The sequence below is a fragment of the Flavobacterium sp. UBA7682 genome (genome assembly GCF_002482945.1).
Lineage (GTDB): Bacteria > Bacteroidota > Bacteroidia > Flavobacteriales > Flavobacteriaceae > Flavobacterium.
Genome location: NZ_DLGY01000038.1, coordinates 68,403 through 93,134, shown reverse-complemented (window position 1 = coordinate 93,134; position 24,732 = coordinate 68,403). Strand labels below are relative to the sequence as shown.

General features: G+C 35.1%; 10 protein-coding genes. 4 read left to right on the top strand and 6 right to left on the bottom strand.

Features of this window, described 5'->3' with window-relative positions; translation table 11 throughout:
* Nucleotides 1–124: 124 nt before the first annotated feature.
* The 3 genes from B3C16_RS11350 to B3C16_RS11340 all read left to right on the top strand — a co-directional run bounded on the left by B3C16_RS11350 (nt 125) and on the right by B3C16_RS11340 (nt 2,058).
* The gene (locus B3C16_RS11350) at nt 125–409 is read left to right on the top strand and encodes a helix-turn-helix domain-containing protein (RefSeq protein WP_291131758.1); all 285 of its coding nucleotides are present in this window, start codon (nt 125–127) and stop codon (nt 407–409) included.
* 118 nt (nt 410–527) lie between these two features.
* A complete protein-coding gene (locus B3C16_RS11345; RefSeq protein ID WP_291131756.1) occupies nt 528–1,355 on the top strand; it encodes a transcriptional regulator in 828 nt (275 codons plus the stop codon).
* A 91-nt stretch (nt 1,356–1,446) separates the two neighbouring features.
* Complete coding sequence (locus B3C16_RS11340) at nt 1,447–2,058, top strand: ATPase (protein ID WP_291131754.1); 612 nt, start codon at nt 1,447–1,449, stop codon at nt 2,056–2,058.
* Here the strand turns inward: B3C16_RS11340 and B3C16_RS11335 are convergent.
* Complete coding sequence (locus tag B3C16_RS11335; RefSeq protein ID WP_291131752.1) at nt 2,055–3,215, bottom strand: hypothetical protein; 1,161 nt, start codon at nt 3,213–3,215, stop codon at nt 2,055–2,057. The two genes, B3C16_RS11340 and B3C16_RS11335, sit on opposite strands and share 4 nt — an antisense overlap.
* Nucleotides 3,216–3,244: 29 nt before the next feature.
* Here B3C16_RS11335 and B3C16_RS11330 point away from each other — a divergent pair, with 29 nt between their 5' ends.
* Complete coding sequence (locus B3C16_RS11330) at nt 3,245–4,759, top strand: T9SS type A sorting domain-containing protein (protein WP_291131750.1); 1,515 nt, start codon at nt 3,245–3,247, stop codon at nt 4,757–4,759.
* Nucleotides 4,760–4,765: 6 nt separating this feature from the next.
* Here the strand turns inward: B3C16_RS11330 and B3C16_RS11325 are convergent, their stop codons facing one another.
* From B3C16_RS11325 to B3C16_RS11305, 5 genes are all read right to left on the bottom strand, one after another.
* Nucleotides 4,766–5,626 carry a hypothetical protein gene (locus tag B3C16_RS11325; RefSeq protein WP_291131748.1) on the bottom strand — a complete coding sequence of 287 codons (861 nt, stop codon included), beginning with the start codon at nt 5,624–5,626 and terminating at the stop codon, nt 4,766–4,768.
* 28 nt (nt 5,627–5,654) lie between these two features.
* Nucleotides 5,655–12,320, bottom strand: a complete 6,666-nt coding sequence (locus tag B3C16_RS11320; RefSeq protein ID WP_291131746.1) for a hypothetical protein — start codon at nt 12,318–12,320, stop codon at nt 5,655–5,657.
* A 10-nt stretch (nt 12,321–12,330) separates the two neighbouring features.
* On the bottom strand, nt 12,331–20,202 hold the full coding sequence (locus tag B3C16_RS11315; protein ID WP_291131744.1) for a hypothetical protein: 7,872 nt from the start codon (nt 20,200–20,202) through the stop codon (nt 12,331–12,333).
* A gap of 75 nt (nt 20,203–20,277) precedes the next feature.
* A complete protein-coding gene (locus B3C16_RS11310) occupies nt 20,278–21,114 on the bottom strand; it encodes a hypothetical protein (RefSeq protein WP_291131742.1) in 837 nt (278 codons plus the stop codon).
* A complete protein-coding gene (locus tag B3C16_RS11305) occupies nt 21,111–24,722 on the bottom strand; it encodes a hypothetical protein (RefSeq protein WP_291131740.1) in 3,612 nt (1,203 codons plus the stop codon). Before B3C16_RS11305 ends, B3C16_RS11310 begins: the two co-directional genes overlap by 4 nt.
* Nucleotides 24,723–24,732 lie beyond the last annotated feature (10 nt).

The window sequence follows — 24,732 nt, the reverse complement described above, 5'->3', positions numbered from 1 at the left end:
AGCATTGAAACAATCAAGAACTTAGCACCTTTTCAATAAAATCCATCACAACTTGTGATGCACTTGTGATGTAAAACAAATCAAACATCACAATTTTGTCCCATAACAATCTAAAACAAACGTTATGGCTATCGAAGTAATTACAAGAGAAGACTTAAACGAATTCCGTTTACTACTTCTAAATGATTTAAAAGAAATCTTCAGTTCAAAATCTCAAGAGCAAAAAAAGTGGCTTAAATCCAAAGAAGTCCGTAAACTATTAAACATCTCGCCCGGAACTTTACAAACCCTTCGCATTAACAAAACCCTCTCCTATACAAAAATCGGAGGTATACTTTACTATGACAGCACCGACATAGAAAAGCTTCTAACAGCAAACAAAATCTCCGCCAACAACAACCCTATTTAAATAGGTTGTTATTCCCGCATTTGATATTAAGACACAGGCTGCCAGTGACAGTCAGGCACTAAAAGTCTTTAGACTTTTATAATAACCAAAACCTCAGAACTTAAGCAACATTAAAAAAATGAATTACATAAAACACTTAACCGGCTTTTTCGAAAGGGTAACCAAGGACAAAGAGCTCAATCCAACCCATGTAAGCTTATATATGTCCCTCTTCCAATTCTGGAACTGCAATCGGTTCCGAAACCCAATAAGCATTTCCCGGGATGAAGTAATGCGTATAAGCAAAATAAGTTCAAAGGCTACTTATCATAAATGCCTAAAGGGATTACATTCCTTGGGTTATATCAAATATGAACCTTCATACAATCCATTTAAAGGAAGCCATGTAATCATGTTTAACTTTTCGGAAGACCTTAAACCCCAACCCAAAACAAGTTCAAAAAATGAACCTTCTTTTGAACCGGTAACAGAACAAGTTTTAAACAACCAAGGAACAAGTACTAAACAAGCGCTAGTACCTTATATAAACAATACAAACCATTTAAATAGTTCAAACGATTTAAACTTGGGTAAACTCAAGCAAAATTTAAAAAATGAGAATGATAATTCTTTAGATGATGAAGACATTAGTTCGAAAGAAAAAAAATTTGCATTTGATATTAAGAGGAGGACTGCCAGTGTCAGTCAGGTACACCAGGCGCCGGAACTTGAAGAAGTACAACAATATTTTCAACAACATAATTTCCCGGAAATCGAAGCACAAAAATTCTACAACTACTTTTCAAGCATCGGCTGGTTAGTTGGTGGCAAATCCCCAATGATAGATTGGCAGGCCGCCGCCAAAAACTGGATGCTAAATGCTGATAAATTTAACACAACTCATAATCAATCTAACAATCAAAATTTAAGTACTATAACATCTAAAAATTATGCAGAGCCACTCTAAAGCAACTTGTCACACTGAGCCTGTCGAAGTGTCTCTTCTTTGAAATGGGCGGTGAAATCACAATAAATTATAACCTCAGCAACCATAAAATATGAAAAAACATCTCTCCTATTCCGAAATAACCAACTGGCTGGAAAATAAAGGCCGGGAGCTTTATGGTGGCCACTTTAAAATATTTGAAGAAGACTATCCTATAGTCTATAAATTAATTGCCTACTTTCTCAAGGATGAACAAGCTTGCTTTCAATTCGATATAAACCTTAGCAAAGGAATTTTATTTTCGGGCCCTATAGGTTCAGGAAAAACTTCGCTAATGAGCCTAATGAAGTTCTTAACACCAGCAGAATACAAATTTACTATAAAACCTTGTCGTGACATTAGTTTCGAATTTATTCAGGACGGTTATGAAGTAATCCATAAGTACAGTAAAGGTCAATTGTATAGATCAGAACCAAAGATTTACTGTTTTGATGATTTAGGACTGGAAAACAATTTAAAATACTATGGTAATGAATGCAACGTAATGGCTGAAATATTATTAAGCCGTTATGACTTATTCATCAGAAGAAGAATTCAAACTCATATCACGACGAACCTTTCTGCTTCAGAAATTGAAATGCAATATGGTAATCGTGTTAGAAGCAGAATGCGAGAACTGTTCAATTTAATCGCTTTTGAAAACACTGCTGGTGATAAACGCTAAACCATGTTTAGCTTAACCATTTCGTTATAAGTTTTTCTCATGCAGCTTTGTCCTTGTACCGATTCATCCCAATAAAGTTTATGTGCTTTTATATGATGCAGCGTGAAAAAATTAAAAAATCCATTGCTTTGAAATGATGCAATTTCATAATTAACATTAATGGGTCTTAGCACTGAATCTTTTATACCCGACTCTGCTGCTCCGTCTGTTGCATCTTTTCTGAAATTAGTAGCCAAAGCATCTGAAATAGAAAAAACGTTTACCCATTTAATTTTATCATCCATCTCCTTGCTTCTTTTAGAATAAAAATTTGGGTAATAAGCGTTAATGAATTCATATGGTGTCCCAATGGTAATTAAAAGCTCAACCAAGTCTTTAGAGTTCCTTGCGGGTACATTCCCTATTGGAAACAATAAGTCAATTGCTATTAACGTTCCAAAACTGTAACTGTGCATATGTATTTTAGAATCCTCTTCTTTTTCCTGAATGTATTCAATTAGTAAATCCAAATTGCCCAATACGACTTGACTTTGCGCTCCATACTGTATATAACTGTCTGCACAGGCAAACTCTGTAGCGAGGGTAGTAATCAATGTTTTAGATTGTGGTGTTACCAATAATAAAAATGTCACAAAAGGTATAAAAACCGCACTTATATTGGTCAACGACGACAAAAAAGGTTTAACCGTTTTATCTATTCCCTTTAGTTCACTAACAAATAGTATTACCGAGGGCAGTAAAAATATAATGGCCACAGAAACAAGGAAAAAAATAGCAAATACATAAAAGGTCTGACCGGTTCGTCTGTAACTGTCAGATTTAAAAAGCCTTAATAAAACTATAGGGGATTTTCTAACAACTAGAAAAAACAAAAAAAAGTTTTTTATCAAAATGTTATATTTATTAAATCTTTCCGTTAACAACTCCTTGTACTTAAATTCATAAAATTTATAAACGACTTCATCGTTAACCTCATTAATTATGCTGACAACAGTGCTCGTCTGTTCATCTGTATAATTCACTTTTTCAACTTTTAAGTGATAATTAGAATCTGAATTAAGATTCATTTCATTTTTAAATCTTGCAGCATATTTTTCTACTGATTCTTGTTGAAAAGATTGCCCTAACCCTGTCAGATAAATTCCTATTTTAGACATGTCGAATATTTCGTTAAATTAAAATTACTTTGATATCAACTAATGTAAGGGTTTCTGGGAATCTAATCAATACGCATAAACACTTAATTATAAATCAATTAATAAGTAAAAACACCAATCACATTTTAACACTAAGCATTTTAAAAATTGATACTTTTGTAAAACAAATTTTGCACTCAAGCGTTATGAAAAAATATATTTTATTATTCCTTTTAGTTTCTTTTTTTGCCAATGCTCAATGCTGGCAAAAAATTTCAATTTCTGCCACCCATTGTTTAGCAATCAAAGCTGATGGAACATTATGGGCCTGGGGTGATAATGGGTATGGTCAATTAGGTAATGGGACTTCATTCAGTTCTTCAACTCCAATCCAAATTGGCACAGATAATGATTGGTGGCAAATTTCTGCAGGAAGCGGTATTTCAATGGCATTAAAAAATAATGGAACTCTTTGGTCATGGGGTAGAAATAATTATGGGCAATTAGGTGATGGCACATTCATCAATCATAATTCACCCATTCAGGTTGGATCGGAAACTAATTGGACTAATATCACAAATACCCAAGGAGGTTACCACTTTGCAGCTATAAAATCCAATGGAACATTATGGTGTTGGGGGTTTAATGATCAAGGTCAGTTAGGAGATGGGACTTTAGTGAACAAAAATGTTCCTACACAAGTGGGTATTGCAACTGATTGGTCAATGGTTTCTACAGGTGGATTTTTTACACATGCGATAAAAACGAATGGTTCACTCTGGGGTTGGGGAGATAATACCTTCGGTCAGATTGGAGATAGCTCAACATCCGATAGACTAAATCCTGTACAAATTGGTACGGCAACAGATTGGACGAATGTGGTTGGCGGTAGTTATTATACCGCTGCTATAAAAAATAACCAAACTATTTGGCAATGGGGATACAATAACTATGGACAATTAGGTCTTGGTAATAATATTAATAAATCAATACCAACTCAAGTGGGTACAGCAACAGACTGGCAAAAGATTTTTGCGGGTGGAGGACATACTTTAGGAATGAAAACTAACGGAACTCTATGGTCATGGGGTTATAACAATCATGGTCAATTAGGAGATGGTACATTAGTGAGCAAAAATGCTCCTATACAGATTGGAACAGCAACAGATTGGCAGGATATTTTTGCTAATGGTTTTCGTTCAGCTTCATTTAGCACAACTAATTTGGATTTATACGCATGGGGGCTGAATGCTCAGGTACAATTAGGCGATGGTACATCAATAGATAGAACTACTCCGGTACAAATAATTTGTACTCCTCTTTCTAATGAGCAATTTATTGCTAATGATTTTATGCTTTACCCAAATCCGGCTACTTCAGTTTTGAATATGGTAAGCGATAATCATTATATAGAATCCGCTAAGGTTTTTAACCTCATCGGAGAACAAATACCGGTACAAAACGAAAATGACCAACTTAATGTTGGCCATTTATCAAAAGGGTTATATGTTCTTGAAATTACATCAGAAGGTAAAAAGTTTTATAAAAAGTTTTTAAAAGAATAGTAGGTTTTAATTAAGCAGTGTTACAATAAGCACAGTACCACTATTCAACGTAGCATTGGTTCCTGCAACTCCCGACCCCCATTGAACCTGAAAGTTTCCTGCAGTGATGCACTCAAAGTATAAACTTGCATTTATAAACCCTGCAGTATTAATAGCCGACACCTGACTGGAAGTAATAAAGCTGTTAACGTCGGTATTCGCTGTCGATATAACCGAAATCAATTCTTTTTGTAACCCATTAGCCGTAGTTTGCATTTCCGCACTTCCTCTAATAAAACCGGTCCCAGCAGATAAGTTAAATCCTAAACTGCCGCCTGCCGTAACTGTGTCATTCTGATATGAACCGATAAGTTCAATTCTATACTTTTTGTTGGCAAGGGCAGCGAAACTAAAAGCCGCAACTGTCGCTCTGGCATCTGTGGCTGAGCTTATATTACTGGATAGTTTTACAATCGCTGGAAGATTCATTTTCAAATCTAGCGCCGCAGGCGTAGCCAATAACAAATCTCCTGAAGCCAATATGGTCGCTCCATTTATGCTCTTAATGTTATTGCCGCTGACCAAGGTGGCTTGCTTTGAATCAATCCCTGCAGTTAAACCTGGAATATCAGCTATAACGAGGGATACTTCACCACTGGCATTTGGACTTTTTGTGTTTACTTTTTTAACCGGTGCATACTTTTCTACTGATTTTCGCGCCGTTTTAGGAGTAATAAACCTATTATCAATACTCGAATTCTCAGCATCGGCATCAGTGGCTTTATCATCCTCCCAGTTCAATGAACTGTCTATTAAGTCTGCAAATTCAATAGCTCTAGGTCTATCTCCTGGTTCAAAATACAATTTTAATTCGCTCTTATTTGACATAATTTTTTTTAATTTAATTAATTAGTTGTTAATCTCTTATTGTAAAATTACCTTCTATGATCATACCGTTTGGATTCTCATCCGAAGAAATTCCTTGATCACTATGATACGAATTCACATCATACATAGTAAGAATGTTTTCCTTTTTACTCATCATTCCGGCTGTATTCATTGCCAACACTTTAAAATGATGATATACTGATTCATTGTTCGAATTCTTAATGTCTAATGAACTTACCCCTAAATTTGTTAACTCTAGTGGAAGATAAATACTATCATTGAAAACAGTCAATATTTCAGGATGAATAGTATTAACCCAATTACCTTGAGCATCCTGATTGTAAAAATGATAATCCCCATTTGTAACTCTATCAGCCACTAATCTCATTATTTCAACCCAATTGCCATTAGAGTTCATTTTATAAACATGATAATTACCTTTGTAAACTGTCTTATTCCATGACAATGTAATGTGAGTTAAGGCTGTATCAGTAGCGGGATTATAATCATTCGCCGTGTACTCCAATACCGGAGATTCTGGACTGTAATTTTCAATAATATTGGTTACAATCAATTTTGAGGCCTCTGAAGGAGCATACTCAACTACATTAACTAAGTCTTTATCATTGTATCTTATTCTTCTCGATACTGTAATTCTGTAATAAAGTGGGTCTCCAAAAGGCACTTCCGGCAAATCAGAAAAATCATCATTAAATATCCATTGGCGCTCTTCCAAAAGATTTTCAACTTCTAAATCAAAGACCCTAACCTCCTTCATCGTTCTGACTGATAGTGCATCATTGACATTAGCTGTTCTATAAATAGTGACCTTAGCTATTTTATGTGCTACCGGATAAGCATTAATCTGCAATTGAATAGCGGGATTTACACCTAATGTTCTATTTTCTAAAACTGGGATAATCTTAATGATTTCCGGCGCAATAGGAGGGGCAGTGTTAACCAAGCTTATCGGCCCAAGTATTGGACTATAATCACTAACTTTCATCTGATTATTAAACTCTCTGACAGCATAAAAATATTTTGCGTTTGAAGCACCATCCAAACCAAAATCTGTAAACTGAGACTCATATTGCTCATTAGCTGATATAGGATCCAATCTCTTCATCATAGGAGCCATATCAAATTCATTCGGTTCATCTGGTTTTAGCAGGTAACCATTTCTGTCACGCGTAACCTGTTTTTTTGGAATTGGTTTGTAATTAGGGAAATAAGTGGCCTGATTTTTCACATACTTATAAATAACCGGTATTTCAGTCAAAGGCACAAAACAATTTAAAATTACTTCCCTAAAAAAATGTTGCACTTGAAGTTCCGTATTATTATAAGGACTTACGGGGATAACGGTTGTGATTAAATTAAAACCTGGTTGTAAATGACCCACTGCATCATTCCCTGTTAAATGATAAAACTCATTGTGTGCATCTATAAAATCATTTATACTGGTTATAAAATTAGGATTATTCGGTATTGGCAAAGTCCTTTCTTCAAAGGTTTCAAAAACACCTCCGGGATAATCAAAACTTAAGAAATTTATCCAGCGATCAACATAGAAGGCCTCTTCACCATTCATAAAAATGTCTGCCATCACTTCCTGTACAGTGTTCAAAATAGGAATTCTGGTCCCGGGTTCATATCCATAAGCAGTATTATCATAGATAGCAGATAAAAACTGTATATCGCTCGCTCTGTTAAATTGAACAGAATACGGCTTGTGAATTGCCACAGGCGTACCGTATTTAGTATTAAAGGTATATGACGCCTTCCCAAAAAAGTCTGGTCGGGTTGCATACATCCCACCGGTAGGCAATTGTGGTCTGACCGGCTCCATTATGGCCTGGGCAAACATTAAGGTAGGAACTGAGAGCTTAGAATAAAAATCCTCTGTATTGTCATACTCATACTCATTGGCAAAATCTTTACTTCTCAATCCAAAAATAGTATACCTCACTTCGTCATCACCCTGAGGAAGTACATTATCCGCAGTTAACCCAAGTATTGGATCTTCATACAAATAAACTTTATATCCCGGATAATAGTTGGTCATTTGCTCAATAGTAGTAACATTAACGTCTTCCGACATTAACTTTCCTTTGTAATCTGCTAAGTCATCTGGGTCAGTTGGAAATGTCAAATCTTCTATGTAAAGAACTAAATCATTTAAACCCCCAATGTTTTCAGTCCTTACTACTTTAAAAACTTTTCGAGGCTCTTTTCCGATGTCACTTAAGGTATGCAACCTTACAATACCGTTATAAAATTCAACAGAATTGATATCTGGATTTATTAAATCATAATTTAAAGTAAACTGAGAATGTTGATCCAATTGAAATCCCGGAAAAACCACCTTGTAAAGACCTAAATGTCTTAATTGGTAATTGATAGTTGTTGGGTCACCGTCGTTATCAGGAAAAATAATATCATAAGATCCGTCTTCATTTTCATCAACCATTTCAAATTCCTTCGTTATAATGGCATTTTGATATATACCTCTGAACTTTTGCACATGGGTTTCGGTACTGCAATCAATATTTTTAATAATGATTTCATCTTCTCTATAAACTTCAGTATGATCAATTTCCACCTCGAAAACAGACGGATTTTGAGCACCCCAGGCATAGGTGTTTTGCATGTTCTCTACAATCATAAACAAGCTCCCTACCTCAGGAACCAATAATGGTTCATCTGTATCTATTACTGTTTCAAAATCTGCCATGCCGCCACTGGAATGACTTTTGAAAATAGTGAATTTTGGGTAGGTGGATGATGTATCAACCTGATGAATAACATACTGTACTCCGTCAACAATCATAATACTTCCAATGAAGTTATCTCCCATCCCATTTGGAATCACAGGGACTACCGTTTCATTTATGCTGGCGTATACATAAGGTGAAGTTTCTACTTGACACAACAGTGGGTTGCTGCTGTCAGTACAAACACTAATCTGCCCCGCTATACTGTTTGGAACTTGATTTCTGAAGAAAATTTGAATTCGATCTGCAAACAGTTCTTTATCGGCTTCAGCATAATTAAGAATCATTTCTCCATCAATTTTCTGATGATAATCAATCAACTCCTGAGCAATATTATAATCAAATGTCAAACGAACAAGTGTTTTGTCTGTATGAATATTTTTGTCAAGCAGTATTTGCTCTTGAGATGTTGTTAAAAGTAATGGATATTCTTTTTGTATAAGTGTAGCTGAGATATTGGTTGGAGGCAATAACTCATTGGCGGGACGTAAAATAGTTTTAACCTTGTGGATTATGTCACTATAACGTGCACGACTGAACCAATTAATTCCATAAGTAGAAAAGTCGAGTTCACCACTGTTTTTTACCGCATGCGTATACAGAGATTGTCCACTCTCTGGGATTATCAGTTCTACTGTTTCATTGGTTAGCGTTGGGTCTACGCCGCTTGTATCCGTGTTGAAATACTCATCAGTATGGGACAACTCAGGTTTTATCCAGTTTTGTTCTCCTGTTTTTCTATATTCCAAGCCTGCAAAAACAGGTTGAGTGTGTTCAGATGAAATAAATTCTCTGTCTACATAGTAAAAGGGAGCATCAAATTGTTCTTCAAAAAGTTGCTCTGTAAAGAAAGAATAATATCGAGTTTTTCCATCTGGGGAATAACCGTCTGCTGTCAACTCTAAACCTTCAAAACCATCGCCCGATGGATCATTGATTGGCTCATCATCTTCTTCCTCTCCTTCGTCCACTTCTGTTCCTTCATATCCGGTTGAATAAAAAATACCCGGAACTGGTTCTTTTAGGTCAATTGGTATACAAAAACGTTGGTCGACAATAGATGTAGGCAATGAGCAATACAAATGCTGTACTTGTCTCGCTCCCAATCCATCATTTAAATCTCCGTAAGTCACATATTCAGACAAATAGATATATTGACTGTCGTATACAACAGGATTCAAATCCAATGTTCCTAAACCAATCATTCGGGCCACATGATAATCTAAAGACCCAATCTGTAATAACTCAAGATAGGATATTTCTATACCTGTTGCTCCGGGAGTAGTAGAAGGGTCAGTGTTATAAGGATCGTACTCAGGAACTGAATCAGGGTCCTCGGGATCATAATCAGGATCCTGAAGGTTGCAGGCTGCTACATCACTTGTATTTTCCAAAGGCAGGGTTTCTAATGCTCTTACATTGTCAAAATCCTCACTTAACGTTATATATTTTTCTACGCCGGTAACAATTTTTTCTAATTCGAGAAGACTGTCGCCATTCCATTTATGTTGGTAATTTTCAACATTTACATAAGCATCTTCATTATATCGCAGCCAATTATCTATACAATTTGGTTGTGGTTCTAGTCTTTGATGAGCTACATTATCCTCTTTAGTCAAAGCATATTTGCCTAAATATTGCCACCTGTTGGCTTCTTTAGTTTTTAAAATGAAATCCGAATAAAACTCAAATGTAAGTCGCTCAACATGGGCACTTGTGCCTCTGAAACGGATGCTTCTGATATTTTCAGAGGTTAACTTTGTTTCGTTTAACTCTTGAGCATTATATTTTTTTCTGATTGTGGTGGTCTTCGGAGCTGTTATTTTATTCTCTAAAACCGACAATACCTCTAAATTAACAAAGTTGTCCGGATTAAGAATCACAAATGTCGGCGATATTTTAAAGCTTAATTCCGTTCTTGTTTCTATTTCTAACAATGAATCACCATAATTTTTAATAAATACCAAAGTATCTGTTTGAGGATTAACAGATGCTCTCACCGTGTTATATTTGTTCGCATCCCGGAAATGGACATAGAATACTTTACCCTGAACCTCATAAATCCAATTTCTGACACTTCCGGTTTCATTGATTTGTAATGGCGGTAAATTGAAATCTAAAACAACTTGAAACGCGTCATATTTGGCTCTGTAAATTTTTACAAAATCATTAGGTTTGTTAAAATGGTGTGTGGTCGTGGCATAATTGGCTTTGGGAAGATGTTTTGACAAAGCTCCTCTTAACAACCATCTCAAATGTACTCCTTTGGTACTGTCATCACCAGTCGAACCTGCGGCATCCAGATACAAATGCCCTGATTGTATCATAGAATAATCCTTCACATTAAAGCTGTTTTCACAACTGCAGTTACCCAATTGTGATAAATAATCAAGAATAAATTGAACAGCGCTTTGTGCATTTAAAAAAACGTCGTTCTCTCCCTTAGAACCAAGAAATTGTTGTATTGCAGTAATCTGAGAATGCAGGTTTTCAATCAATGAAAAGGTAGGAAAATCTTCGTCTATGTCATTAAGTTGGTCTAGGAAATTCTTATAGCAATCTTTAAAAACTATTGGGTTTTCAGGATAATCAGTATTATTCTCTTTTGTTTTATCAATACACTTTATAAAATTCAACAATATGGTGTCATACCGTTTACAGAAATCGGCATCCTTAATGCATGGAGGATCTATTAAATCTTCGCAAATAACTTCTATAGTTGGAATTACTGAATTTAAAACCGGAATTGAAACAGCCTCAAGTGTGGCATCAAAATCATTAAGTAAAACATTGGCATCAGATATCTCAAAAAGGCACATTTTATCTCCTAAAGAGGCCAAGTCAACATCTGTTGTTCTGCAACTGTTAAGCTGCAGGTCCAGAGATCCCAAAACAGGGTTTCCAATTGTTCCGCCCGTTTCATAACCATTATTTAAAATGATTTCATTCTCTTTGACATCGCACAGAATACCTTGTGCACTCTGAATATTCGGATAATCGAATCTCTTGGTCCATAAAACGTCCAGATTATAATCTATTTTTGAAATAATAGAATACAGCCTGTCATAAGATTCTGTATACAAATAGTTACTGTTATACTTTAAATTATCTATTAATATACCTGTATAAAATTGTGAGTTAAGTATATCAACAGTGGTTCCCGAAACGGTAAATTTCACAAAGAATACCTCATCAGGAAGCGTTTCATCAGGTTCATCATTAAAACAATGAACATAATAGTTTTGACCGTTGTAAATTAAATGATTGACAGAACCTCTGTTTGGTGCTTGAATCACATTCAGCACCAAATTCAAATTAAAATCAAGCTCAATAATCCCTCCATTATTAATTGTGCCTCCATCTACAATGGATCCATATAATCCTATTTTATTATTGCCTTTTGTTACTCCTTTAAGTCTAAATGTAAAATCGGGTGATTTCACAATTTTCTGAGCAGTTATCTCGCCACTGCCATTAAGTTTTATGACAATGGTAATCATAGTTTCAGGCTCGTGAACACCATGGGAAAAGGCTAAAATATAATTATCATTACCTATACTAATTAAAACATCCTGATCCTTTGAGGCAAGTGAGTAGGAATCATAAGCGGTACCAAATTGCTTTTTCCATAAAATGGTGCCCTCGCTGTTAAACCTGATTATTGACAACTTGGTACTCTGAATAGTTCCTAAAACTAAAAAGTCACTATTGTTACTACAGGCAACTATTTTTCGGAATACTATTTTTTCATCAAAATGATAAGTCTTATCCCAAATGACATTACCATCAGTATCCAATCTAGTGATAATGCTTTTACCATTATTGGTTCCGTATCCAACATTATAAATGGATGTCCCAATCTTTAATGAACTAAAATATCTGTAGTTTTCCTCTTTATTATATCTGTTTAAAAATGGCATAATTTCTCAATTAATTATTTAATGAACCTAAACTTATCATTTCACTAGCTACTACCGGGTAAATAACATTTAAATCGCTACCAGGCGCTACGTCTTTGTAAACCTTATGTGAAAATTTCAGCCTTAAACTTGAACTGCTGATATTTTTAATGTCATTCATGATAATTGCTTGTGAATTATCCTTAGAATAAAGTACTGAATACCCTGGGATAACAACACCATACTTGGTAGTTACTCTTATAGTATCTTCTAAAACTTCCTTCGAAAATTTAGGATTGTTAAACGGTTCCGGATTTCTTACAATCAGAGCAATGATAGTATCTGTTGTTATATCCCTTATTACGTTTACCTCAGTTGATATTGGATCGTCCCATGGCTTAAATCCTAATATACCTTCAAATACCCTGTCATAAGGATGCTGATAATCATTGGTAAGTGTTGCTAAAACTTCCGCAGAAAAACCTGTTATCGATTGATTTATAATAGTGTTATAAGTAGCATTAATTTCATCAGGAGTGAATGCCTTCTCTATTTTGAACAAAGCACTTTGTTGTGCAACAACGCCATCTATTTCCTTTTCTAAATAAAAACTGCTAACCTGTTCTGAAAAGTCTTTGTATCTTGATGTTTGAAAAACAAACTTATGAACCTCTCTAATTTCGGGTGGTACATTTTCCAAAATCTCATTATCACTAATATCAAAAATCCCATTGTGATTAACATCAAATAAGTTGTTTACAATTGCTGTATACAATTTACTTGGTTTTAAATGTTTTGGATAAACAGTTAAATACTCCGATGCCGGCTTAATGGTAGTAATCTGGCCAATACAGTTTGGTGAATTAAACAGGTTTTGGTACATACTGATAGCAAATGGCACCTGTGGATGCTCTTCAATATTCCATTCTTCTATGGCTTGTGGAATATGGGTATGCAAAGTATCAGCTGGATTATAATCCAAATATGGCGGATTTACAATTTCGATTCCTTCAACAGGGTCTTTAATCACAATTTTTAACCTTCCTGCCCGTTGTTGTGAATCCTTATAAGGTTCCCAAACTTTGAAAAAATGAGTTGCATAAGCTTTGCTGTAGAACACATTTATCTGGGTAGTAAGACCAATTTGATCGTCGTAGAATAATGGTTTGGCACTCAACAGATTTCCATCGGCATTAGGATAAGAACGGTCATAATCAATATACTGTCTTAAAGATGTCAATCTATACTTATCCGGATGAGCTATTACTTTAAGAGGGAACGAAGGGTTGTCAGGATTAAAGATAATCTCTCCGTTTACAGCATTTCTTAAAATACCTGTTGTATCTTCATAGATAAATCCGTTAGTATTAGCAACATATAAAGTATTATCATCTTTGATAAGTCCGTCGGAAGTAACCGTGAAATAGGTATTGTCGTCTTTAAGTAATTTGTCTCCTACCTTCAAAACTAAATCTCCATAGGTAGCTTTATCATGAGTATGAAAATATCCAACCGGTCCTGCAGTTGTAAATCCATAGGTATAAGCAAATCCAGGATGAGGACTTGTTCCGTTATCTACAATATCCTTTAAAACGAAATGAACATAATAACTGGTATCAGGTCTCCAGATAGGTTGGATAAATTTAGTAATCCCATCTATAGTCGCCTGAGCATCTTCAGCTATAGCCTGCTGACTAGGAATGTTTATGTTATACTCATAATCTTCCAAAGACATCCAGCAAACTTCATGTATCATAGTAAAACCAAATGGGTTACACTCGCATATGCAATTTCCTATTTCATTCAAATAGTCAAGCATTGTTTGAACACCATTCCAGGCGATGGTATAGTAATTATAATCTTTTTTAATCAAAAAGTCATTTATCTGTGCTATTTGAAGAGAAAGATGCTCCGGTAAATTATAATTTGCATTAAAAATTGCTATTAAATGCAAAATTTCACGATAGCATTCGGAAACAGTTTCAAAATTGATATCCTGAGTAGTGTTCGGATCTGTCAAACAAGTTTGATAAATCCCTAAGATTGCATTATACAATTCACATACAACAGCATCCTCATCCTCACATTCATTAGAAGCACACAACTTTTTGATTAGTGAAATAATCATCGCTGATCGAGATGACAAAAGTTTTAATGGGAGTTCACTATTTACCGGATCAATATTATAAGGTATTATAGCAATCCCTGATTCTAATAAAACAGGTATGTCCAAATTTTTCGTCAGACAGGTTAACAAATTTTTATCTGTATAAACTACCAATGAAGACTCCCAATCATTATAACAATTTAAGGTTATTTTTTCAGTATCCCTGTTAAATGTAAAATTCTTAATACCATTAAATCCGCTATTTAAATGAATCTCTTTACTCCAAAGAATATTAAATGCAAAATCCAATAAATGCAACTCACCATTTTCATCATCAAACTGCAAAAGGTAAAAGCCATCTTCTCCTAGCTGTAGGCAAGATTTATGATTCAGGGTATTAGGAAAAATAAATGAATCGGACTCCACTTCGTTAACGAATGCTGTAAAGACTCCTTTCTTTTCATAATCGTATCCACATATGAGGTATTTACCTTGATCATCAATCTTTATATCATGTAAAGTTGTATATGGTTTTCCTATGCACAACTCCTTAGTAATTTCCAAATCACTATTCAGTTTAACAATGATTCCTATTGGATCAACCCCACCTTTTAATATCCGTCCTACAGCAGCTAATCCGTCAAAATCCTCACAAATCGCATTTATTACGAGTTTTTCACCCGTTTTACAACGAATTGCTTTCATTAAATTACCTGATGAATCGATTCTCGCAATTATAGGATGGACATCTTCTGTCTCTTGATCTTCTTTTGAAATTGTCAAATAAAAATCAAACTCCTTTTTAGAAGGTGCAATACAAATCAATACATCCTTTTGTTCTATTTGAATATGCTTCACCCAAACTACTTCTCCGTTTTCAGGATCAATATTAAGTAAGAACTGATAGTCTCCCGTAGTTGCATATACAATGTACTTAAAATCAATCACTTCTGATGTCTCTGAATACTTATGAATTTGTATTATTTCTTTAAAGACAAGGTTTGGAATATTTGCCTCAATAGTGTATTCTCTTTCCCAAACTAACGAGCCATCCGAATTGATTTTACTGATTAATCCTTTTCCATGGTTTGTTCCAACTGAATAAATATAATTTAAGCCATTCTCTTTAAATTCTTTCGAAAAATAACAATTAAACTTCTCTTCTTTTTCATACCTGTTAACAAACGAAGAACTAGAACTTATAACAGTTCCGCTTCCGCAAATCAAATTTTGAAGTTCTTCTTCAAGCAATGCAGTCGATAATATTTCACCGTCTGATAAGCCCAAAGAAATCATTGTGTTCTCTTCTTCAATATCGGCAATTTGCTCATTCAAAAATGCAATTTGCTGACTTACAGCACTGTCAAAAATTGGCTCGATTTCAATTTTTATAACAGCATTCCAATCTACATGGTTATACTCCACTCTTTCATTTAAATCGGCACCTGAAAGAACAATTTCATAAGGTTCATTTATGTTAGTGGCATTCGGATTTGGATTTCCATAAACTATTTCAAACTGAGCATCATTCTCCAGACTGTTTATAATTGAATAATACCTTATTTTTACACCGCTGGCATAATTACTCAATTTCAAACCGATTTGCACTGATGGTTCCGGCAACACAATCTGCATAGTGTTCCAGTTATCAAAAGCTAAAGACTGTTCAAAATCAAATGGGTTACTTTCATCAGTAATAGTGGCAAAATCATTAAAATTTAACGATATGATTTCAAAAGCTACATCATTAGACATGAGTATAGTATTTGGATCACCACAATAATAATGGGCGTGTAATGGATTAGTTAAAAAATTAGTACATCTAGGTCCAATAGCTTCTCCTTCACAGAATATAGTGGACGCATTAATACCATATTGTTCAGGTATATACCATCCTGGCTCGGCTTGCTCGGTATATGAAAAAGGAGTTGTCGCTAGTAATCGAACAGTATTATACTGCCCGTCTGTTTTTTGAAACTGCCCTATTTTTAAATTACTGACACTTGGATCATTTGGATACAATGCTTCATATGGATGATAATCTTTCCATTCTATATCATTCCAAAACTTAATGGCTATGTGGTCAATGATATATTTGTGTTTTACCTGTCTTATAGGTTTTCCTTTAACAGAACTCACCGGGGGAATTAAATCAGTATACTGTTTCGGTGGTGTATTTACACTTCCTATCAGCCTTCTGACTGAATTCAACGGATCTAGAACATTCCCAGGTAGAAGGCCTTTTTCAGTTTTGATATCAATATAGGTATCGAGTGGGATTATATAATCTAAAACTTTAGGATCTAAATCGATAGGTTCACCATCTAAGGGAGCTAGTAAAAAAGTCTCGTTTGATAACATGTTCACTCCTCGTACTAGTTCAGGTATAGCAAACGCATGGGAAGCATTAATGAATGGATTTATTGCTGATCTGTCAATATTTTTATTAAAGTTCCATACTACTTCCAACTGTCCTCTGAACCTGTATAAAGTAACACCCCATACTCTGATTCTGATTTTGAAATAAAACTTACCAAAGATTTTGAATGGTCTTGGAGCTTCTACTGCAAAAAGGATTCCTACTTCCAGCTCCAATCTTACAAATAGAACTTTTATATTAGCTTCTACACCCGCCATTAGATAAGCACCTATTTGAGGTCTTTCAAAACTGATACGTCCTCCTATTTCAATAAAAGCATGCGCTTTCACTTTTATGACACCAAAATAACTTCGTTTAAAGTTAAATTCACCCCTTGCGCCTGCTTTTATTCCACTGGCAGAAAGCATTACATAACTCTTAATATCCAATAAGGATATTATTCTCGATGTTATAGGATTGGTATCAGTACCAATATTAACATACCATGGGTGTTGGTTTTTAAAGAAGAAACCTGCCTGAATATCAGCATAAACAGTCAGAAGAGAGCCTGTACTTGTTGGCATTTTAAAATCAGCTCCAAAACCAAATTCCAAAGAATCATCACCGATGATAACAAAAGCAAAAAACGGAGGATCTTTGGTTTCTTCTAAACCTAATCTGGCCGACAATACAGAAGCCCTTCCGTCAATCATAAACATTGATGGAATAGACAAAAGTGCCATCGCCTTTATATTTAATACAGTTCCGTTATCAGCTGAGGTACCAAACGATGCTCCTGCTCCTATAGAGAATGGTTTATCATATTGGGTAGTTTTTTCCGGACCACTGAATTTTTTGATATTAATGCCCCGTTGGGGAGCTTTATAATACTCATACCAACTGTTAACACCTGATACCATACCTATGGCCTCTTTTTCTGCAACATAACGATAGCCCATCAAACCTCTGAATTGATAAATTGCAAATGCACCGAGCGGTATTGGGACCGGAAGGTCAATCTCCGCATCAATCATAAAAGCAGGATATCGCGGCGTAAGCGAAATATCAGCCTTACCTGAAAGATTAGCACTTGGCACCTGTAACTTAATACTTCCTGAATACTCTTTAGACACTCCAGGTTCTGGTATTGAAATCCAACCATTAATAATAGCTGCTGGTGACTTGGCCGGAATGGTCAAATCTAAATATAAGGTTTGTATGTGCAGATAAGGATGCGGTTTATCGTCTAAATCATCTGTACAGTAATAAAATTTAACTCCGTCTCCTCTTATTTCTACCCCTAATGGATCAACTTTTACTCCACCATCAAACCCAAAATAATTAAACTTACGCGTTACACCATCAATTTCTCTTTGATGGGAACCAAAATGTAATGCAGTAACAGTAATATCAACAGGACCTAGTTTAAGAGTTAGAGGATCAACTAAATTAATTGAACCACCACCTATAAAGTCAAAGGAACCATCACTATAAATACGTAAACGCTCAATCTCAATAGGTCCGAGCCCCATTACGTCTTTTAAAAATCCTTCGAACTGTAAGGTACCGGCTGTTCCTATGTAAAAGTCATCCTCTTCTTTACCAAGCTCTAAACTCTTAATATCATAGGTAAAAATATCTGGGAGGACAATAGGATAAGGTGGTTGGGCAGAAGCAGTAAGGTTAAAGTCTCCATCATCATTTAAATGGCCTTCTATCTCAATTTTAACTTTTGTATTATCTGGAATTATTTCGCCGTTAGGATATTGAGCTCCCGTTGGATAAACAAACTTATCAATTTCTAAAGCTCCTTTTATATTTGAAGAAATAACTTTATTCTGTTTGAAAGTGATATCAAATTTTCTAAAACCAACTCTAAACCCACTCTCGCCGCCTAATCTCTTCCACAATGTAGGTATTTTATCTAACTCATTATCGTCAGGAAAGCTGTTCAAATATTCCTGATACTCTGTTACATTCGCAAACGTTTTTACAATTCCTGAAGTCAGTGGCAATTCATTCACTTTTAAAGGAAACTCAAATGAATATGGAGGAATGGCTGTAGAGCTGTCCGGAAACAACAATTGCTTTAATTGAATGAGGTCATTTACTACAACTTTTTCAACAACATTAGTAACTGTATTTGTTTGAAAAAGAGTAACAGGATAGATAAACTCAAATTTATTTTCAAAATAATAAGGATCGCTGCTTGCAACAACAATAGGCACGGTTTCTAAAAGAAAATAACCAGACAATCCCCCGGTTCCAATTAATAAATCATAACCACCTATTCTGAGTCCTGTCGAAGGGGTTCCCTGTACAGCATCATCATGAAACCATCTGGCTGGTAAGGTTACAGATATAGCTCTGGCATAAACACCCGTGAAATCTTCTGGCCTTCCGTCAGCATCAGCTTCGGGTATATTTGTATTCTTACTGAGATCAAGTTTTAAAGTATCAATTTGAAGTAAAATTCCGGTTCTGCCGATTTCACAATAAGAGGGCTGTAACGTTCCTGCAAGCTCTAGTTGATATCCTAAACCTGCTTTGGTATCTGCATAAAGCAATGCTTTGGCGAAATCAAAATAAGCCTTTATATTCTCGTCTTCAACCCTTGTTAAAGCACCGCTGACAGGATCCATTTGCCATGGCACTAATATATTTCTTGGAAATTCTATGGAGGCTGAAAGTTCCAATGTTACTCTTGCTTCCGGCTTTATGATATTAAGTAAATATTCTTCTATATCGTCCGGAATAAAAGCATCAAAGAAATTTTTAAGTTTATCTTTAGTTGCCTGCAAATCAGCATGAACTAGAATATAGGTCATAAAAATCGCAATCGAACCAAAATCTCCAAACTGCTCTTTTAAGGCAAGGCTCAATTCCTGAAGTTTGTTATCTGACGTAGGGTAAGCAATAGGAGAAGTTAAATCTTCTGCCAATTCAGTATTTATATCATTTACAAACTGCTGGATGGGGTCTATTGACGGACTTAGGGGATTGACCAAGGTATTAATAGCATGAGCCAGTATCTGTTCTTCAGAAATATTGAGAACAATAAGTCCTATTTCAAAAAACTCCTTTGGAGTGAATGAAAAATTCTCCAGATCAAAAGCTTTTAAATAAGCTATAATCGGCCAACTGTAATTTAAGGTTACGGGAAATGATGATATGCCTTGATCATCAAAATCCCTGTTCAGAATAAATTTTAACCCAAAAAACAAATTGGCATCTATTCTGTCTTTAGTAACTATCTTCAGACTATAAAACGCTACTGAACCATCATTGCTGACAGACGATTGAAAATCTTTATAATGGATTTTACGAAATGTATCAACCAAAATCGTTTTTAGAAAATCTACACTCTCAGGTAGTGAATCCAAAGTAATTAGATTGCTTATTGACGGGTAATATTTTTGAACTGGAGGAGTCGGCATAATAACTTTTTTAATGTTTGTATAATCCTGGAATTATTTATTGTTTAAAAACATCTATTCTATCAGACTTTTTAATTAAGGTTCCGCATCTATATTCAGATACTTTTTAATATTATTCAAATCTTCTTGGTATTCTTTGAATCTGAACTTTTCAACATCTCTGTCGTAAACTGCGGTATTCATCTCCTTGGTCTTGTCATTAATTACAATATACTTATTTGCAAAATTGTCATCAGGCAATTGAAATTCTATAATCCAATAGGCTTCCTTTTCATTAAAACTTCTGGATATATACATTTCCTCTTTTTCATCAAGTCTCAAGTTGTTGTATCCTATCTTAATGACATCGCTAAATTTTAACTTAAAATGCTTTTCGTGATTTATTTTCTTAATCAATTTGCCCTTTGCATTGTAAATTCGGGACATATTGATTCGAATATTTTTCGTTATACTTGACTGCAGACTAAAACCCGCAAACATTAAATTCCCATTTTTATGATAATGGTAAAAACTGTTTATACTCAACGGAATATCTAAGTCTATGTATCTGAAATACAACTCATTCCTTATGGTAATTGACGATAATACTGAATCGTTAAAAAGATAGTTTACTTCTTCGCTATTACTGATTCTTTCGTCAAATTCAAAATAACCCATATCGGGATTAGACCTCATTTCAATGTAATTGTCCCTTTTTTTATCAATTACTTTTATACTGCTTTTCGACTCCTTCTGAAAACTCTCATACTGCTGAACTTTAGATTTTAAAGTACATGCTTTTAGAAACTCTTTATTAAAACGCACTGAACTCAATCCCTCAATATCATCTATATTACGATAATTGATTACGCTTTGGCTTTGACATGCCAAAGTGTACAGTAATAACATAAATAGTTTCAGTCCATTTTTCATTTTCTTCCTATATTTTTTCTCGCTAACAACCATTGCCAATGGAAGGTAGAATGTTTTGGACTTATTACCGGAGTTTGTATTGGAGTCGATGGCGCGGGTGGCGCTGGGTCGGTATAGTCCATTATGTTTTCTGTGCCATATCCTTTGTAAACAAAGAGGGATTCATCGCTCGTTTTATCGAAAGTATGAGGCACGCCTAGACTATGCAAAACCTCATGTGAAACAGTTGTTCTGTTATTTGCATTTAACCTAAAAACAACGATATCTGATCCTATGCCGCTTGAATACCCGCCAAGAACAGTTGTTGTGTTATTTGGGTTTCTTATACCTCCGGGAGTATTTATGAAAAAAATCGTCATAAAGCTTCCGTAAATATCACCATCTCTGGTTTTTAATTTTTCCTTCAGATAAATATGCAATTCATTAGTAAGTGAATTTCCGATTGGTATTCCCGGATTCCCTAAAAGAACTCCCTGTGGGTCCAAACAGTTCGCTAAGTTATCGGTTATCACCAACTGACTTGTCCATATAACTTCTGCCTTAATTTGTGCATGATCTAAAAACCGTTCTAAATCCGATTTTAAAGTAGGTATAATACCTGTCAACGCACCCTCAGAATATTGGACAGGAATCCCCGGTAAATTAACCGAAACTGGAACAAAATTGATTTTCAATGGCTTTCTTTCAAGTTTGTTTTGTCTGGTTTTGGTAAATAAATTTAATATGCCGGCTATTCTCCCGGTTGGACTCCCTGCATTTGTTGCCATAACAACAAACTGTTCCTGGCTATTAACGGTACTCGGTACATCCAAATATTCTATCCTCAATATACTGGTAAATACGGAATTTGGAGGTAATGACCCTACATTAAACGACAAAGTCTTTTCAAAATCAACTGCTCCTGGCACACTTTGAACAACTGCATTTGGAGAAGACAATTGAAAAATATTACTGTAAAATTTTAGAGTTAATGAAGTAGGCACAGTATTACCAATTTTCATTGATAATGCCACAGTATGGTCTTGGCCTTTGGAAATACTTAACCATGCTGTAAAATACTCGATATCGTTGTCTGTTATTCCATTTCTCCAGTTAAGAGGAATCGCATTATATTCTCCAACTTTAAGATTATTATACATTACAGTATCAGGAACAAATGTACCTGTAGCCGGGTCATTCCCGTCTGTTTGTGTCGGAATAGTTCCCATGATTGTGGAAAACGGCGGGAACCGATAATTAAGCCCTACCACACCCCCTGTTGTTTTTCGCATCCAGTCAAATCCATAATCTCCATCCCAGATGTTATTGGCATTTGTAGTAGAAAAAGGCAAAAATTCAACTGCCACATTTGCAAATGTTTCCGAATGGGCAAATTGCTGTGCATAGGTACTGGTTGAGAAAAATTTACCATCGATAGAGTAAACAAAAACCGGAGTCGTAGCGTTAACATAGGTAACTAAAGTTCCGCTTATGTTCTCGTATGTAATACCCAATTGATACTTTTTGTAGTTATCAATACTGACAACAGCTATCTCATTAAGGTGGAAAAAACTGTTAAATCTTAAAACGTCCGGCGCACCTGCACTCAAAGTATCAAATTCAGCTTGCGTCAATCCCAACTGAATAAAGTTACTGACATTGTCACCATCATAAATTAAATTCCTAACTGCCAATACATCAACTGAAGTACCATTGTCTAGCACATTTCCTTTCCAAATTCTAATATCATTATTTTTTAATTGATTTAGTTTGTTATCGTATACAACCTTGGCAAAGGTGTTTGCATCGTCCACTATATCACATCCGGAGACAAAAGGGTATCTTTTTATAAAATTAGGATCATCGGAATCAGTTGGATAAATCATATACAGCCGCGTAGCATTTGTACCACTACCCTCGAAAACTACTTTCATTTCACCTAAAATGTTACTGTTAGCAATATGGTACATTTTAGGTTTGTTGTAAATGAGCCACTGTATCGCACTGCCTTGCGCAGTCTCAAAATCTTCTGGCTCATAAATTCCCGAAACATCGATAGGCCCTAATAAATTATTATAATAGTGCAGATAATCAATTGTTCTGTTGTAAGAGGCATAAAGGAAATTTGAAATCGGTAGATTATTATTGCTGAAAGAGAAAGGACTCTCCAGATGTATTCTCAGATGATTTGGGTTTGGGTCAGTTCCATCAAATTTTATAAAACGGCAGACATTAAGTGCATTTCTTAAATAAAAGGTGCTTAAATCACCATTAGTGCTGGCCTGAAAATAATCGAGAAAAAAATTAACCGCCTTTTTTGATGCGTCAGGATTTGTAGTATTATCAGCATTATGTCTGATAATATCATTTAGATAATTGGTATTGTTTAAATTATCAATAATTAATATTGGCCAGCCAAAAGTTTCAAAATTTTGTGGGGGTGGATAAACCGGAGGTGTTGGTGAAGGGAAAGTTACATCCGGCGCCGGTTGAATGGGACCCGTGTTTGATGTTAATGGAGTTTCGTTATAGAAATTATAAGATCTTCCTCTTTTTCCAAAAATATATAAATAGATTGTATTTGCAGTGAAAAACTTACTTTGCAAAATTCTGCTGTAAACCGATTCTTGAAAAGTATTGTCCTTATCAGTCGCAAAAACAGTGTTCGTGAGAATTTTTCCTTCTTTCTTTTCTTTGTTGTGTGTTATGTGAGCACCATAGAATGCCGCCGGATCAATAAAATGATAAATATTTTCTCTAAATATTTTAGGATTAATGCCAGCATAAATACTGGGAATAGCTGGGATATTTCCGGCGACAAAAGCAGGATTAGAACCTGAGATATTCAGAACACATTCTGTTGCAGATGCATAAGCAAAATCAAGGTCAAAACCTGTTTCAGCGGTTTCTTGTTCGTAATCACCAAAATCAACAACGATTTCAAAACCCATAGTAGTCGGACCAAAAAAGCCTATTTGATCTCCCATATTAACGCGGGCCAAATTGTATGATGTTGTTGGATCCCCTGCATTGTTCTTGAAAAATGTTTTAATGATTTTTAAGTCATTTGGATTTGTAGCATCATATCCAAGCTCTTTTGCTTTAAACTCTATTGGATCTGTTGAATTAGTTAAATTATTGAACTCTTTATATTCATTCCATACCCTGTTCACAAATGCCAAATTGGTTGTTGGATCATGATTTATCAATTTTAGGTTACCACTTCCACCTGCATCCGTAAAAATATTAGCTTTTAATATTCCTCTGTAAACAAAATATTTAATTTTCACACCTACATCTACTGGTTTTGAAGGTCTTAAAAAAATATTGACCTTTGTGGTGTCATTTCCGTGCGGCGCAAAAAAGAGGTGCCCGTCTGTAGTTGCATATGCTTTAGTCGGAGCAGTTATATTAAATTTTGAAGTAATTCGGAATTGATTGGTTTGATCGGTCGGAACAGGACCAAATGCATCTCCTGTAACCTGATTAGGAAAAACAGAAAGGTCTGCAAAGAAATAAGACTTGGGAACCGATGTTGCAAATCTACCCCTGTTGATCGCTTCCAAAACCCCGTCTTGTGTAGATTGTGAATTAATATTAAAAGTATAATTAAATAAATTATCTGACATGGTCTTATGG

Coding starts and splice junctions, on each gene's coding strand:
- B3C16_RS11350 (WP_291131758.1), top strand. CDS start 125: ATGGCTATCGAAGTAATTACAAGAGAAGACTTAAACGAATTCCGTTTA.
- B3C16_RS11345 (WP_291131756.1), top strand. CDS start 528: ATGAATTACATAAAACACTTAACCGGCTTTTTCGAAAGGGTAACCAAG.
- B3C16_RS11340 (WP_291131754.1), top strand. CDS start 1,447: ATGAAAAAACATCTCTCCTATTCCGAAATAACCAACTGGCTGGAAAAT.
- B3C16_RS11335 (WP_291131752.1), bottom strand. CDS start 3,215: ATGTCTAAAATAGGAATTTATCTGACAGGGTTAGGGCAATCTTTTCAA.
- B3C16_RS11325 (WP_291131748.1), bottom strand. CDS start 5,626: ATGTCAAATAAGAGCGAATTAAAATTGTATTTTGAACCAGGAGATAGA.
- B3C16_RS11320 (WP_291131746.1), bottom strand. CDS start 12,320: ATGCCATTTTTAAACAGATATAATAAAGAGGAAAACTACAGATATTTT.
- B3C16_RS11315 (WP_291131744.1), bottom strand. CDS start 20,202: ATGCCGACTCCTCCAGTTCAAAAATATTACCCGTCAATAAGCAATCTA.
- B3C16_RS11310 (WP_291131742.1), bottom strand. CDS start 21,114: ATGAAAAATGGACTGAAACTATTTATGTTATTACTGTACACTTTGGCA.
- B3C16_RS11305 (WP_291131740.1), bottom strand. CDS start 24,722: ATGTCAGATAATTTATTTAATTATACTTTTAATATTAATTCACAATCT.